The following is a 14241-nucleotide window of genomic DNA, read 5'->3' on the forward strand; positions in this document are numbered from 1 at the left end:
GGCGCTTTTTTCATGTGTAAACCGCAGCATGTCGACAACTAACTGCCCAGCAACCCGAGGCGGCCCAGTTCATCCTTGAGCTGATCGAGATTGCGCTCGACACAGGCTTCCCCCTCGTTGATGGCATCGCTGGCGCGATGAAAATCCATGATGGAGAAGCTGCCAAGGCGCGGGCAGAGCTGGATCTCCGGCGGGTCACCGGCCATCCGGGCGCGGGTGATCCGCTCCTGCATGATGTTGATGGAGCCACTCATCACGCTCCACAGACCCGGGGTGGCTGGCGCGGTTTCACCGCGATTGAGCCACTGGCTGAGCAGACCGCCGCTGCCGGGTTGATCCGGCTCGTCGGTCCAGGGTTGGTGCATATCGGTGTTGAGGTTGACCGCAATCACCACCTCGGCCCCCATGGCGCGGGCCAGCGAGATGGGCACCGGATTGACCACGGCGCCATCGACCAGCCAGCGGTCGTTGATCCGGGTCGGGGTGAGGATCCCCGGCATGCCGCAGGAGGCGCGCACCGACTGACGCAGCGGGCCCTGTTGCAGCCAGATTTCGCGGCCGGTATCGAGTTCGGTGGCGATGCAGGCGAAGGGGATGGGCAGATTCTCGAGATCGGGATCCCCCAGATGGCTGGCGGCAAGGCCAAATACCTTTTCGCCGCGAAACAGACCGCCGGAGAGGGCCGGGTCGAGCAGGCTGACCACCTGCAGGCGGGTAAAGCCGCGCACCCAGGTTTCCAGCCGATCCAGTTCACCGGCGGCATAGGCGGCACCGACAAAGCTGCCGATGGAGCAGCCTGCGATCAAATCCGGTTTGATGCCGAGACGTTCAAGGGCGCGGATGACGCCGATATGGGCCCATCCTCTGGCGGCGCCGCTCCCGAGAGCGAGCCCTACGCGGGGTTTACGTGGCACGACAATCCTCCAAAAAGGGGTTGAGGGCTCAGCTTACTCCGAGAGTCAGGAGGCGTCACCCTGCCATCTTTCGCTGCGGTTGCGACCGTTAGCCTTGGCCTGATAGAGCGCCACATCGGCGCGGCGTACCGCTTCGTGCAGGGGAAGGTTCTCCTGGTGGGGCAGATAGCCGAGGCTGATGGTGACCTCCAGCCCGGGCTCGATGGTGGCCCAGTCGTGATCCGCCACCGCTTTTCTCAGCCGCTCCGCCAGCTCGCCGATCTGTGCGGCGTCACTGCGGCCAATCAGCAGCAGAAACTCTTCACCCCCCCAGCGGATCAGGCGATCAGTGGGTCTAAGCTGCTGCTGGCAGAGCTGCACCAGCCGGATCAGCACCATATCGCCGACGGCATGGCCGAAGTTGTCATTGACCCGTTTGAAGTGATCCGCATCGAACATCAGGATCCCCGCTTGCAGCCGGGCCAGATCGCCCGTCTGTTCCAGCAGCACCAGATAGTGGCGGTTGAAGGCACCGGTGAGGGCATCGTGGCAGGAGAGGTAATTGAGCCGCTCGTTGAGGCGATGGGATCTCAGGTTGGAGAGGGCGGCCAGCAGCATAAAGAGGATGGCAAGCAGGGTCGGTGCGGACTGGCAGGCAAGGGCCCATGCCAGTGGCAGCAGAGTGACACTGTGAACTAGCCGCAACGGGGTATCGGGGACTGCAAGAGTCAGTTGCAATGCCCCCTCTTGCCACTGGTAGTGTGCTGTGGGAGCAAGATCCCGGGGGATCTCTGGCTGCGGGGTACTGCTGGCCAGCACCTGATGGTACTGATTGAGCAGCAGATACTCACCCAGCGTTGGCGCCAGCTGATTGAGCTGCGATTGCAAGCGGGAGAGCAGGATATCCATACTGATCATCCCTACCAGCGAGCCGTCTTTGTAGAGAGGCTGGGACATGGTGACCATGGTGCCCAGTCCGGCGAAGTCTTCGTAGGGGCGGGAGAGAATGGTGTCCCGGCTGGGGTTGGGTGACATCAGCGCATCCTGCCAGTAGTGCTTGTCATAGATGCTGCGGACAAAACGAAACTGGCTGGAGGGGATCCAGGGATAGAGGTAGATAAAGTTGTCCACGCCGGTGAAGTAGGCCCAGGCGATCTCGCTGCCCAGGCGCTGGCTGGCGGTGGCCAGCAAGGGGGAGAGGCTCAGGGCCAAATGAAGTTGCGCCTCCCGCGCACTGCCGGGAGGCGGCAGCGGCCCGTCACCGGTGAGGTTGCCCGCCAGTCCGGCCGGTAAATCGGCAGGGAGTTTGTCGAGGGCCAGCCCCTCTGGCAGCGCCTCGATATAGCCATAGAGCTGGCGGGTGAGCACCGACTGGGGGTCGCTGCGCAGTCGCTCTTCGGCCTGTCCGCGCATCGCCTCCAGAAACACTTCGGTCTGTTTGAACCGATCCCGCAGGTAGATGGCGCTGTTGAGGGTATCGCTCTGGTAGAGGCGTTCTATCTGTTTCAGGCTTTGCCGCAAGGTCAGACCAATCAGCAGGATGACCACGGCGAACAGGAGCCAGGTCAGGCGTGTGAGAAAGCGGGGGTCAGACGTTTTGGGCATAGGCAGTCAGTCGGGTTGCGAAGGAAATTGTCGTTAGTGTATGCGATGTGGCGTGAAAACAAACGGCGCGACCTGAAACAGAGTGAGCTTACCCCGCTCTTGTTACGTTTTGTCACATTTATACATAGTCACGGCATAGTCTGGGGCTAAAATGGCCCCAATCTGGATTTACCCTCTCACTCTTCATGGACTGTTCGATGAAAATGCGTATCTGGCTCGGCTTGGGCCTTCTTCTAATCGTGGTTGCCGGCGTCTGGGCGCTGCGTCACAGCGAACCCGCCGCCAAAGCACCGACCAGACAGGTCAATATCCGCACTCAAACCGTCAAGCAGAGTCTGGCCGAGCCGACCCTCAAGCTGGTGGGCAAGCTGGCAGCCAATCGCTCCGTCATCATCAGCCCCGAAGTGACCGGCCGCATCGTCAAGATTGCGGTGCAGTCGGGTCAGAGCGTGGCGAAGGGGGAGACCCTGATCGCGCTGGATGCGGGCAAGCAGCAGGCGGAGCTGGCCGAGCAGAGCGCCAGTCTGCGCGACGAGAACCGCAAGCTGGGGGATATGCGCAAGCTGGTGGCCCGTGGCGCCGTGACCCAATCCGAGCTGGAGGGGCAGGAGGCCACCGTGGCTCAGGTGCAGGCACGCCTCGATGCCGCCCGCTACGAGCTCTCCCTGCGCACCTTGCAGGCGCCCTTTGCTGGCACCGTGAGCCTGATTGACTTGAGTGAAGGGGCGCTGGTCAACAGCGGCGATACCCTGCTGCATCTGGATGAACTGGACAAATTGCGCCTCGATCTGGCGGTGCCGGAGCGTTACCTCTCCCTGCTGCGGCCGGGCATGGCGGTCACCGCCACCAGTACCGCCTGGCCGGATCAGCACTTCAGCGGCACCCTGACCACCCTCGACAGCCGCATTTCCAACGATACCCAGAACATCAAGGCGCGGGTGATGATCCCCAATGGCAACGGCCAGTTGCGTCCGGGCATGCTGCTCAATGTGGAGCTGGCACTGCCTGCCCAGCAGCTCACCCTGATCCCTGCCCAGTCGGTGGAGTACGCCGGTGAGCAGCGTTTTGTTTACCGTCTCGAGGCCGATGGCCGGGTCAAGCGGGTGCCTGTAGTGCTCGGCGAAACCGAAGGGGAGACCGTCTGGGTCACCGAGGGGCTCAAGGTCGGCGATCGCATCGTGGTCGAGGGGCTGGTCAATCTGCGTGATGGGGTGCAGGTGCGTGATCTGGCCGAGGTGAACGGCTGATGTGGCTCTCCGATATCTCAGTACGCCGCCCGCTGGTGGCGGTGGTGCTCAGCGCCCTGCTCACCGTGTTTGGTCTGGTCGCCTTCAGCAAATTGACGGTGCGGGAGATGCCCGATGTGCAGATCCCCTCGGTCTCCATCACCACCACCTATGAAGGGGCGGCCCCCTCGGTGATGGAGAGCCAGGTCACCAAGCCCATCGAGGATCAGCTCTCCGGCATCAGCGGCATCAAGAACATCAACTCCATGACTCGCAAGGGGCGCTCGATGATCACCGTCGAGTTCAAGCTCGGCTGGAACATGGTGGAGGGGATCTCCGATGTGCGCGATGCCCTCTCCCGCGCCCGGCCCCGGCTGCCCGATGATGTGGACGAGCCGCTGGTGACCAAGGATAGCGGCAACGGCGATGTGGCGATCTGGCTCAACTTCAGCAGCAGCCAGATGGATCGCACCGCCATGACCGACTACGCCAACCGCGTGCTGGTCGACCCCCTGAGTCTGGTGGACGGTGTGAGCGAAGTGGCGCTCTCCGGCGATCTCACCCAGGTGATGTATGTGCGGCTGCGCCCGGCCGACATGGCCGCCCGTGGCATCACGGTGAGCGATGTGGAAGATGCCCTCAAGCGGGAGAACATCGAGCTGCCGGGTGGCGAGATCCGCAACAACTCCATGACCATGGCGGTGCAGATCGCCCGTCTCTATCACACAGCGGAAGATTTCCAGCAACTGCAAGTCACCACAGCCGACAACGGCCAGAGCGTCTATCTGGCCGATATCGCCGATGTGGAGGTGGGAGCCAAGAACGAAGACAGCGCCTATCAGCGCAACGGCAAAGAGAGTCTGGGTATCGGCATCGTCGCCCAGTCCACCGCCAACCCGCTGGCGGTGGCGCAGGGGGTGGAGAAGAAGCTGGTGGAGATGCAGCGCTTCCTGCCGGAGGGGGCCAAGCTGGAGGTCGATTACGACTCCACCATCTTTATCAAGCAGGCCATCGACGAGGTATATGAAACCCTGGCCATTTGCGCCGTGCTGGTGGTGGCGGTGCTCTACCTGTTCCTCGGTCAGGGGCGCACCACCCTGATCCCGGCCATCACGGTACCTGTGTCGCTGATTTCCGCCTTTATCGGCGCCTGGTATCTCGGTTTTTCCATCAACCTCATCACCTTGCTGGCGCTTATTCTCGCCATCGGTCTGGTGGTGGACGATGCCATCGTGGTGGTGGAGAACATTCACCACCATCTGCAGCGGGGTGAACCGCCCCTGCTGGCGGCCTGGCACGGCACCCGCGAGGTGGGCTTTGCGGTCATCGCCACCACCGCGGTGCTGGTGATGGTCTTTATTCCCATCGCCTTTATGGATGGCATGGTGGGCCGGCTCTTTACCGAGTTTGCGATCCTGCTCTCTTTGGCGGTGCTCTGCTCCTCGCTGGTGGCGCTGACCCTGACCCCGGCCATGGGCTCCTGGCTGATGCGCCCGCTGGATAAACCGAACCGGCTTACCGCCGGGCTCGATCGCGGGCTCGGCTGGCTGGAGGGGCACTATCGCCACCTGCTGGCGTGGGTGCTGCGTCGCTCCCGCTGGACGCCGCTGGTGCTGCTGCTCTGTCTCGCCGGTATCGGTGCCCTCTTTACCCAGCTGCCGACCAGCCTGACCCCGACCGAGGATCGCGGCGTCATCTATGTCTTCGTCAAGGGGGCAGAGGGGACCAGCATCGAGCGGATGAAGCGCAACATGCAGCAGGTGGAGTCCGCCATCATGCCGATGCTGGGCAAAGGGGTGGTGCAGGCGCTGAGCTTCAGTACCCCCGCCTTTGGCCGTGGTGGCGATCAGACCGGCATGGTGATCATCCAGCTCACCGACTGGGCCGAGCGCGACGTCACCGCCACCGAGTTCTCCCGCTCGCTGGGTGCCAAGCTCTCCGGTATTCCCGATGTGATGATCCGCACCTTCCAGCCCGGTTTCCGGGGGGGCTCCACCGCGCCGGTGCAGTTCGTGCTGCAGGGTAACGACTATGCCGAGCTCTACCAGCAAGGGTTGGCGCTGCAACAGGCGGCGCAGGGCAGCGGCCTGATGCTGAGCCCGGATCTCGACTATGCCGAGAAGACCCCCGAGCTGCAGGTGACCATCAATCGCGATAGCGCCAGCCAGCTTGGCATTCCGGTCTCCACCGTGGCCAACAGCTTGCAGACCCTGCTGGGCGGGGCGAGCAAGACCACCTATGTGGACAGGGGCGAGGAGTATGACGTCTACCTGCGCGGCAACCAGACCGAGTTCAACGGCATCTCGGATCTCGGCCGCATCTATCTAAAAGCCGCCAATGGCGAGATGGTCAGTCTCTCGACTCTGGCGACCGTCAAGCAGGTGGCGACTGCCAACCGCCTCAACCACTACCAGCGGCAAAAGGCGATCACCCTGACCGCCGATGTGCACCCGGATCACACCCTGGGTGAGGCCCTCGATTTCCTCGATGGCTGGGCCAACGCCAACCTGCCCACCGGCATGACGGTGGATTACGCCGGTGATTCCAAGGATTACCGCGACAATCAGGGGGAGATGGTGCTGGTCTTTGGCCTCGCCCTGCTGGTGGTCTATCTGGTGCTGGTGGCCCAGTTCGAGAGCACCCTGACCCCGGCGGTGGTGATGGTGACTGTGCCACTCGGCATCTTCGGTGGCCTGCTAGGCCTCTGGCTGACGGGGCAGGAGATGAGCATCTACAGCCAGATCGGGATGATCATGCTGATCGGCATGGTGACCAAGAACGGCATCCTCATCGTCGAGTTCATCAACCAGCTGCGCCAGCGGGGGGAAGGGTTCGAGGAGGCGATCATCGCAGGCTCGGTGCGCCGCTTGCGCCCGATCCTGATGACTTCGCTCACCGCCATTATCGGCGCGGTGCCGCTGATGCTCTCCATGGGGGCGGGCTACGAGAGCCGGATGGCGGTGGGAACCGTGGTCTTCTTCGGATTGTCGTTGGCGACCCTGGTTACCCTGCTGGTGGTGCCCGCCATCTACCATCTGATCGCCCGTCACGCTGGCATGACAGGATCGCGGGATCAGCAGGTAGACGAAGCGCTGGCCGCCAAGGGGGCAGGGGAGTCGCACCCTCCGGCGCCCTGACCTCAATCCTGACGGGGGCCAGTTATCAGCCTCATCATCACAAGGGCGCCTGCGGGCGCCCTTGCTATTGCGGGCGGCGGCCTATTCCGCGGGATCTATAGGGACAAAAAGCCATCGCTCCCCTTGGCCGCAACCGGTATAATGCGCGACCCGAATTTTTCCAGGTGTTCAAAATGCAGCCGGTACCCAACCTTTTCTCCTATCCCCGCTATTGGGCCGAGTGCTACGGCACGGCGCCCTTCCTGCCCATGTCCCGCAAAGAGATGGACAAGCTCGGTTGGGACAGCTGCGATGTCATTCTGGTGACGGGGGATGCCTATGTGGATCACCCGAGCTTCGGCATGGCGGTCATCGGCCGCATGCTGGAGGCGCAGGGTTTTCGGGTCGGCATCATCGCCCAGCCGGACTGGTCATCGAAGGATGACTTTATGCGTCTGGGCAAACCGAACCTCTTCTTCGGGGTCACCGCGGGCAACATGGACTCCATGATCAACCGCTACACCTCCGACAAAAAGCTGCGCCACGACGACGCCTACACCCCGGGGGATGTGGGCGGCAAGCGGCCGGATCGCGCCACCCTGGTCTATACCCAGCGCTGCAAGGAGGCCTTCAAGGAGGTCCCCGTCGTTATCGGCGGCATCGAGGCTTCCCTGCGCCGTATCGCCCACTACGACTACTGGTCCGAGACCATCCGCCGCTCCATCCTGCTCGATGCCAAGGCCGATATCCTGATCTACGGCAACGCCGAGCGGCCGCTGGTGGAAGTGGCACACCGCATCGCAGCGGGGGAGACCATCGACACCATGCAGGATATTCGCGGCACTGCCGTTATCCGCAAGGAGCCGCTGCCGGGCTGGAAAGGGGTGGATTCGAGCAAGCTCGACCAGATTGGCCGCATCGATCCCATCATGAACCCCTATATGGAAGGGGCACCATGCACTGAGGACGCCACCGAATCGGCCCCTGCCGCGCAGGAAGCCCAACCCGTGCTGGTGCAGCCGCCCAAGCCCAAGCCGTGGGAAAAAACCTATGTGAAGCTGCCGGCGTTCGAGCGGGTGAAAGAGGACAAGGTGCTCTACGCCCACGCCTCGCGCATTCTGCACCACGAGACCAACCCCGGCTGTGCCCGCGCCCTGTCGCAGGCTCACGGCGATCGCATCGTCTGGGTCAACCCGCCCGCCTTCCCGCTGGAAACCGAGGAGATGGACGGCGTCTTCGGCCTGCCCTACCAGCGGGTGCCGCACCCGGCCTATGGCAACGAGAAGATCCCCGCCTTCGAGATGATCAAGACCTCGGTCAACATCATGCGCGGCTGCTTTGGCGGCTGCTCCTTCTGCTCCATCACCGAGCACGAAGGGCGCATCATCCAGAGCCGCTCGGAAGAGTCGATCCTCAAAGAGATCGAGGATATCCGCGACAAGGTGCCGGGCTTTACCGGCGTCATCTCGGATCTCGGCGGCCCCACCGCCAACATGTACAAGTTGCGCTGCAAGAGCCCCAAGGCTGAGCAGACCTGCCGTCGCGCCTCCTGTGTCTGGCCCACCATCTGCCCGCACATGGACACCGACCACAGCCCGACCATCAACCTCTATCGCAAGGCGCGCGACCTCAAGGGGATCAAGAAGATCCTCATCGCCTCCGGCGTGCGTTACGACATCGCGGTCGAAGATCCCCGCTATATCAAGGAGCTGGCCAAGTACCACGTCGGCGGCTACCTCAAGATCGCGCCGGAACATACCGAGGAGGGGCCCCTCTCCAAGATGATGAAGCCGGGCATGGGCAGCTACTACCAGTTCAAGGAGCTGTTCGACAAATATTCCAAAGAGGCGGGCAAGCAGCAGTACCTGATCCCCTACTTTATCTCTGCCCACCCGGGCACCACCGATGAAGACATGATCAATCTGGCGCTCTGGGTCAAAGAGAACCGCTTCAAGCTCGATCAGGTTCAGAACTTCTATCCGTCGCCGCTCGCCAACGCCACCACCATGTATTACACGGAGAAAAACCCGTTAAACAAGGTAAGCCGCACCGGTGGCGATGTGTTTGTCGCCAAGGGCGAGCGCCGTCGCCGCCTGCACAAGGCGCTGCTGCGCTACCACGACCCCGCAGGCTGGCCGATGATCCGCGAAGCCCTGCTCGCCATGGGCAAGGGCCACCTGATTGGCAGTGGCCCCGGCTGTCTGGTGCCGCCAGAAGGTAGGAATGAGCGGCGCAACGAGCGCGCCGCCAGCGGCAAGGGGTTGAAACCGGCCCTGACTCGTCATAGCAACATCAGTCACCAGCGCGGCAATGGCACAGGCAACAAGCCGACGGGCGGCAAGCCGATGGGTTCCCAGCTGCACAATGGCGCGGCTAATGGCAAACCGGCCGCACAGGGCGAAGGCAAGAGTGCGGGCCAGAATGCGGGTAAGAGCAAACCGACTGTCAAACCCGCCCATAAGGGCAAGACGCCGACCCGCGCAGGCTCTGCCAAGCCGGGTGCCAAACCCACTGCTCAAGGCGGCAAGCCAGCGGCTAAAGGCAATGGTGCCAAGCGACCGGCTCGGTGACATTTGCTGATTAGCAAAACGATAGAAGTAAAAAGGCGACCGGATGGTCGCCTTTAAGTATGTATTACCGTAATTATTGCTTTCTGTAATTTATTAGTTTTTACATCTAATTATATAAATGCTTTGCAGCCTTTTACATGATTATTAAATGTTTTCATTTTGTGTGTATAAATGTGAATCACCAAGGTGAAGAGGTCGAAGTAATTAATCTGCCATCAGCATACCATGGAAGATCATGTATGTTGTGTGATTTTATAAATTTTCCAAACGGACATAATTCGTCTTGATGTGCACGGCGAAATGGAGCATCAATACAATCATGAGTCATATTTTCAACATGTTCAAGTTCACAGTAGCTGCAAAGTGGACATTGTGGGTCACTCTGCTCTAAATATGATGTGAAGTCATAAGCTAATAATAATTGTATGAATGGTTCTTTTTTATATTTATCGCTTAAGTATGAGACTATTTGGCCTTGTGAGTTCATTATTATAGGTATGCCAATTGAAGAGATTATCTCCAGCATTCTGCTATTAAAGTTGTCTGTCGTGGTTCCATATAAATGTGAAAAAATAAAAACCCCAGATAATTGACTTTCCACATATCCAATGGTTTTCACAAGCCAGTCATGGATGTCTGGGAATGTATCTTTGGGATATCGTTGTTGTAAAAGAAGAGATAATTCTTTATGGCGACGATTTAATTTTTCTTTTATTGTTTCAAAGGGTCTACCTGCTGACTTGTAATTTCGCCTACCGAGCATTGCAATAAATTCTTGATCTTTAAGGGTCAGTAGTTTGCTATCAATGCTGCTATTGTCAAGGAATGACTTAAGAATATTTATCAACATATTAGCTGGATTGTCATTTATAAGGCAATACTCAGCTAATGCCATTCTTTTTATATTGCTAAGGCTGTTTAAATTATAGTGATTTATAACTAAATCTACAGAGTGATAAGGGAAGTCGGCTAGTGTATCTTCATCCGGGTAGTGTTGTTTTTCGATTTTATACGCAATGTACTCAAGAATATCTCGAGCTCCAAAATGATATTTCACACCATTTTCAAAATTCAATTCATAGCTATGAAGTGTAAATTCATGTTCAGGTATAGGTTTAGATTTCTGGGTGATAGATATTATTTCTGGTGCTTTTATTATTTGATGTAAGCTGCCCCATGTCATTTCTGTTTGAAGTGTTGTTAGCTCTAACCCATCAATTGAATTGTTTTGTGGGATTGTTATTTTTTTATCTTTTTTGGCCATATCCAAACGGTCAAAAAAAGTTGACAAATGTACTAGGTTCTCTCTTACGCAATATGGTAGCGTTAGATCTTGTAAAAAATGGATGTATTCATGAATAAATGTTGATGTCATTTCACATTCAAAGTTTGAAATGTCATCAAATGTCTTTATTTTAATCATAAATGACGATGGAAGGTATTCACCCTCTACTCTACTTAGCAACATATGCTCTCCATATTTGTTTTGCGAAATAACAAGCCCTGTTCAATTCTTGTCCAAAAAAATCTGGCAAAATCTGGGAGGCGAAATTTGGGACAGCCACGCTTTCTGAGCAAAGCGTAATTCAACTAAATCTGGGACACTCACCGTTTAGGAGGAAGCCTAAAAAATTGGGACACCCACCTTTCTGTATGAGGTGTAACGTCACCAAATTCCACGCTACCGCCCGTGGATGACAGCTTCCAATATGCTCCCTTGACCTGCGTTGGCAGTAACCCATCGCGGTTCAACAGGTTCTGGATGGCTATGGTAAGCCAAACGAAACTGCCGAGGCGAGACTTAAAGTGACCTAACTATCAGAAATTAATCGTTTTATGAGCTTGATTATCAAATGGAGCCTGAAGGCGGCTTTATAGCCATATTGATCTCTGGCAAGCAGGGAAGGGGAGTGGATTGGGGCGACCCGCTGGTCGCCCCTTGTGATTGCCATATCCGGCGTGCGAGGGGCTAGCCGTGATAGCCGTAGCAGCGCTTGAGCTCCTCGAAGTCGTAGTAGTGGCTGCCGCTTTGGTAGGGCTGGCAGCCCGTTTTAAAGGCGATCTCTTTTTCGTTGTAGAGCATCTTGACCAGCACCTGCCGCTGCCCGTTCTGGTAGATATCCCACTGAATATTGGCGGTATAGGGGGAGACCCAGCCGCCGCGCCACTCGTTGTTCTGCTGGCTGAACAACTGAACCACGCTGGCCCCCTGACGGCTCCCTTCCAGCTTCATCAGGGCGGCGAGGGGGATAATGGCTTCGGCGTGGGCAAAGCGCAGGGTGGCCCGTCGGCTCTGCTCGCCTTCCACCACCTGACGCTGCACCTCACCAAACAGGCCGTCGAGCAGTGGCTGGGCAATGGCGTAGGGGGCGCTCTGGTTGGCAAAGCTCGGCCCCTTTTCGTAGAAATCTTCCGCATCGGAGAGGTAGGAGAACCAGGCAGACTCCTCCGGGGTGAGGAACTGCTCCAGCGCCCAGGGTTCGCTGCCCTGTGCCTGCGCTTCGCGGATCATGCCGGGGCCGATGATAAAGAGGTTGTAGAGCATCAGGGCCGCATCCACCTCGTCGCGCACGTAGGTCATGCCGCCATCTTCCGGGTTGATGGCGACAAACTCGACGCCGCCCGCCAGATAGTCGACAAAGCCCTTGCTGTAGATACGCTCCAGCATGCTGCGGGCCATCTCTTTGGTCTTGCTCAGGTTTTTAAGCTGATCCAGCGCCCTGGCCAGCTCGGGGGCCGGGGCGATTGCGGCATCTTCGTCGCCGATAAAGCGCTGGTAGCTCTCATAGGCGGGCAGGTAGCGGGCGTAATCCCCCTCGGGGGTGGTCTTGTGGAAGTAGAGCTCGAACTTGTTGACCAGCTTTTTGTCGATCTTCGAGGGGTCATCCTGCGTGAGGTAGCACTGCGCCGAGTCGCTGACATAGCTCACGTCGCGCTTGAGACTCTCCATAAAGTAGAAGGCGCTTTCGTTGGCCCTGTCCTTGCCCGAGGTGACCACCTTGATGCAGTGGGGCTCGCTGCTGTTGAGCAGGGTCGGCAGCCGCGCCGCCAGCCGGGTGGCGAGATTGGCGTGCTCCTCCTTGCCCAGCGCCGAGAGCAGGCCATAGCCCAGTTTCTGGTTGGCGGCCGTCACCAGATCGACCTTGCCTCCCAGCCCCTGCCCGAGTGGGGTGAGCGCCCCCTGACGCTGCGCCTCTTCCCAGACCAGCTTGGTCAGCACGTCATATTTCGGGCTGGAGAGGGAGCGCGAGCCGTGGCGCGCCACCATCTCGGTAAAGACCGGGCTGAACCCCTGCGGCGCTGGCTCGTAGCTCTCCGCCTGCTGCTGCGGGTTGTAGACCGCTTTGGTGCTGTATTGGTAGGCGGTTTTGCCCTGGCTGTCGGCAGACGATTCGTTCTCTGACTGGCAGCCGCCAAGCAAGACCAGCGAGACGGCCAAAGCCACATAAGAAGAGCGCGGGAAAGTCATGATGTTCCTTATCTATCCATATGAAAAATAAGTGAAAAACTCTATGGTTTGAAAATGACCGCGGGATGTCAGCCAGATGACAGGCTGATGACTTCTGATAAAGCAGTAAGCAAGGGGAGGGGCAGAGGATGGCTATAGGGAGGGCAATAGAGGCTCACCCAACCACTGCGCCGGTCACGGGTGAGTGGTCAGTGAGCGCATTTGGGATGGGGGCTTATTGTCTTACCTCCTGCCCCTTGGCGTTCTGCAGGGTGTGAAACAGGTAGTGATCGTCCCGATCGTAATAGACGGTAATGGTGTGGCGCTGGGTGTAGTCCGCCGCGACCCCGGCTACTGTCATCGGCACCAGGATCAGCTCCCCCAGCCCCAATGTCACGGCGCTCGCCGTGGCCTGGCCATTGCCGTCAGCGCGCTTGTGGATCTTGCCGAGCACGGTAAAGCGATCGCAGCCCTTGACCTGCGGCGTATCCATATATTGGCCTTGTGTACAAGGCTGCGGTTCGCCCAACTCGGCACGGATATGTTCTCGGGGTTGTCCCTGTGTCAGGGTCTCGCGAAAGCGCCCCGAATAGTGATCGATGGCGGCGGCGCAGCCACCTAGCAGCAATGGCAGCGCGAGCAGCAGCGGATGAGAAATACATACAAGACGATTCATAAGGACAAGACTCCGTTATTGCGCCAGTGACGCGCTATCTTGGCCACGTCGCTCCGGTTCGCTGCGATGCAAAAAGGTGGTCAGGGTATCGCGCGGCGGCGTGATGCCGCACTGCACCAGAATCCGCCCGATGGCTCCCCTGTGATAGCCACCATGAGTTACCAGATGGAGCAGCATTTCATCGCGGCTCATCTGCCCCTTGTCACCATCGACAAAGCGAAACGAGAGCGGGGTTGCACCCTCTTGCGGGCTCAGCGACGCGACGTAATCCACCAGCCAGTTATCCAGCTTGGTAACTGCGCTGCGCAGGGCGGTGAGGGTCGGTGTCTCCGGGGTATTGGTGGCGGTAAAGCCGTGGCGTTCCCCCAGCAGATTGGCCTTGAAGATGGCATCGACCACATGGATATGGTTGAAGATCCTGAGGCAGGTGTGGTGGGCCTCGCCATATTGCTGCGCATCGAGCGTGGCGATCGCATCCAGCAGTTCGCCATCGGCCCAGCGTTTGTAGTGAAAGAGGGATTGCAGTGTCTTGTTGCTCATCGCGTCCTTGCCCTTGTCGCTTCGTGAAGTGCGGCATGTTAGCCAAAATGGGTTCAATACGAAACCCGTTCTGCTGCTGTTCTGCCCCCCACCATACAAAAAGCCCCGAGAGCTGGCGCTTTCGGGGAAGAGGAAAAACATCGACAAGGCATTACAAAGGCATTGGG

Annotated in this window: 9 protein-coding genes; 3 read left to right on the forward strand and 6 right to left on the reverse strand. The window is 58.8% G+C overall.

Annotation, left to right across the window (positions count from 1 at the left end):
• Positions 1-38: 38 nt before the first annotated feature.
• Together AACT07_RS00785 and AACT07_RS00790 are read right to left on the reverse strand one after the other, a co-directional pair.
• Complete coding sequence (locus tag AACT07_RS00785; protein WP_058057806.1) at positions 39-914, reverse strand: patatin-like phospholipase family protein; 876 nt, start codon at positions 912-914, stop codon at positions 39-41.
• 45 nt (positions 915-959) lie between these two features.
• Complete coding sequence (locus AACT07_RS00790; RefSeq protein WP_069526306.1) at positions 960-2498, reverse strand: sensor domain-containing diguanylate cyclase; 1539 nt, start codon at positions 2496-2498, stop codon at positions 960-962.
• Between the two features lie 197 nt (positions 2499-2695).
• On the opposite strand from AACT07_RS00790, the gene AACT07_RS00795 reads away from it, so the two are divergent.
• From AACT07_RS00795 to AACT07_RS00805, 3 genes are all read left to right on the forward strand, one after another.
• Positions 2696-3745, forward strand: coding sequence for an efflux RND transporter periplasmic adaptor subunit (locus tag AACT07_RS00795; RefSeq protein WP_069526307.1), 1050 nt, complete (start codon positions 2696-2698; stop codon positions 3743-3745).
• Complete coding sequence (locus AACT07_RS00800; RefSeq protein WP_069526308.1) at positions 3745-6861, forward strand: efflux RND transporter permease subunit; 3117 nt, start codon at positions 3745-3747, stop codon at positions 6859-6861. Before AACT07_RS00795 ends, AACT07_RS00800 begins: the two co-directional genes overlap by 1 nt.
• Before the next feature lie 173 nt (positions 6862-7034).
• Complete coding sequence (locus AACT07_RS00805) at positions 7035-9410, forward strand: YgiQ family radical SAM protein (RefSeq protein WP_069526309.1); 2376 nt, start codon at positions 7035-7037, stop codon at positions 9408-9410.
• A 178-nt stretch (positions 9411-9588) separates the two neighbouring features.
• On the opposite strand, the gene AACT07_RS00810 is transcribed toward AACT07_RS00805, so the two are convergent.
• The 4 genes from AACT07_RS00810 to AACT07_RS00825 all read right to left on the reverse strand — a co-directional run bounded on the left by AACT07_RS00810 (position 9589) and on the right by AACT07_RS00825 (position 14074).
• The gene (locus AACT07_RS00810; RefSeq protein WP_139123721.1) at positions 9589-10878 is read right to left on the reverse strand and encodes a hypothetical protein; all 1290 of its coding nucleotides are present in this window, start codon (positions 10876-10878) and stop codon (positions 9589-9591) included.
• 501 nt (positions 10879-11379) lie between these two features.
• Positions 11380-12879 carry a histidine-type phosphatase gene (locus AACT07_RS00815; protein ID WP_069526310.1) on the reverse strand — a complete coding sequence of 500 codons (1500 nt, stop codon included), beginning with the start codon at positions 12877-12879 and terminating at the stop codon, positions 11380-11382.
• A gap of 214 nt (positions 12880-13093) precedes the next feature.
• On the reverse strand, positions 13094-13534 hold the full coding sequence (locus AACT07_RS00820; RefSeq protein WP_021229110.1) for a hypothetical protein: 441 nt from the start codon (positions 13532-13534) through the stop codon (positions 13094-13096).
• A gap of 15 nt (positions 13535-13549) precedes the next feature.
• Complete coding sequence (locus AACT07_RS00825; RefSeq protein ID WP_069526311.1) at positions 13550-14074, reverse strand: DinB family protein; 525 nt, start codon at positions 14072-14074, stop codon at positions 13550-13552.
• Positions 14075-14241 lie beyond the last annotated feature (167 nt).

Origin of the sequence: Aeromonas sp. ANP5 (assembly GCF_963870295.1) — a bacterium.
Taxonomy (GTDB): Bacteria; Pseudomonadota; Gammaproteobacteria; order Enterobacterales; family Aeromonadaceae; genus Aeromonas; species Aeromonas veronii.

Bases quoted from the DNA above. Each gene is read 5' to 3' on its own strand.
- AACT07_RS00815 (WP_069526310.1), bottom strand. From the start codon at position 12,879: ATGACTTTCCCGCGCTCTTCTTATGTGGCTTTGGCCGTCTCGCTGGTC.
- AACT07_RS00825 (WP_069526311.1), bottom strand. From the start codon at position 14,074: ATGAGCAACAAGACACTGCAATCCCTCTTTCACTACAAACGCTGGGCC.
- AACT07_RS00805 (WP_069526309.1), top strand. From the start codon at position 7,035: ATGCAGCCGGTACCCAACCTTTTCTCCTATCCCCGCTATTGGGCCGAG.
- AACT07_RS00800 (WP_069526308.1), top strand. From the start codon at position 3,745: ATGTGGCTCTCCGATATCTCAGTACGCCGCCCGCTGGTGGCGGTGGTG.
- AACT07_RS00790 (WP_069526306.1), bottom strand. From the start codon at position 2,498: ATGCCCAAAACGTCTGACCCCCGCTTTCTCACACGCCTGACCTGGCTC.
- AACT07_RS00820 (WP_021229110.1), bottom strand. From the start codon at position 13,534: ATGAATCGTCTTGTATGTATTTCTCATCCGCTGCTGCTCGCGCTGCCA.
- AACT07_RS00810 (WP_139123721.1), bottom strand. From the start codon at position 10,878: ATGTTGCTAAGTAGAGTAGAGGGTGAATACCTTCCATCGTCATTTATG.
- AACT07_RS00795 (WP_069526307.1), top strand. From the start codon at position 2,696: ATGAAAATGCGTATCTGGCTCGGCTTGGGCCTTCTTCTAATCGTGGTT.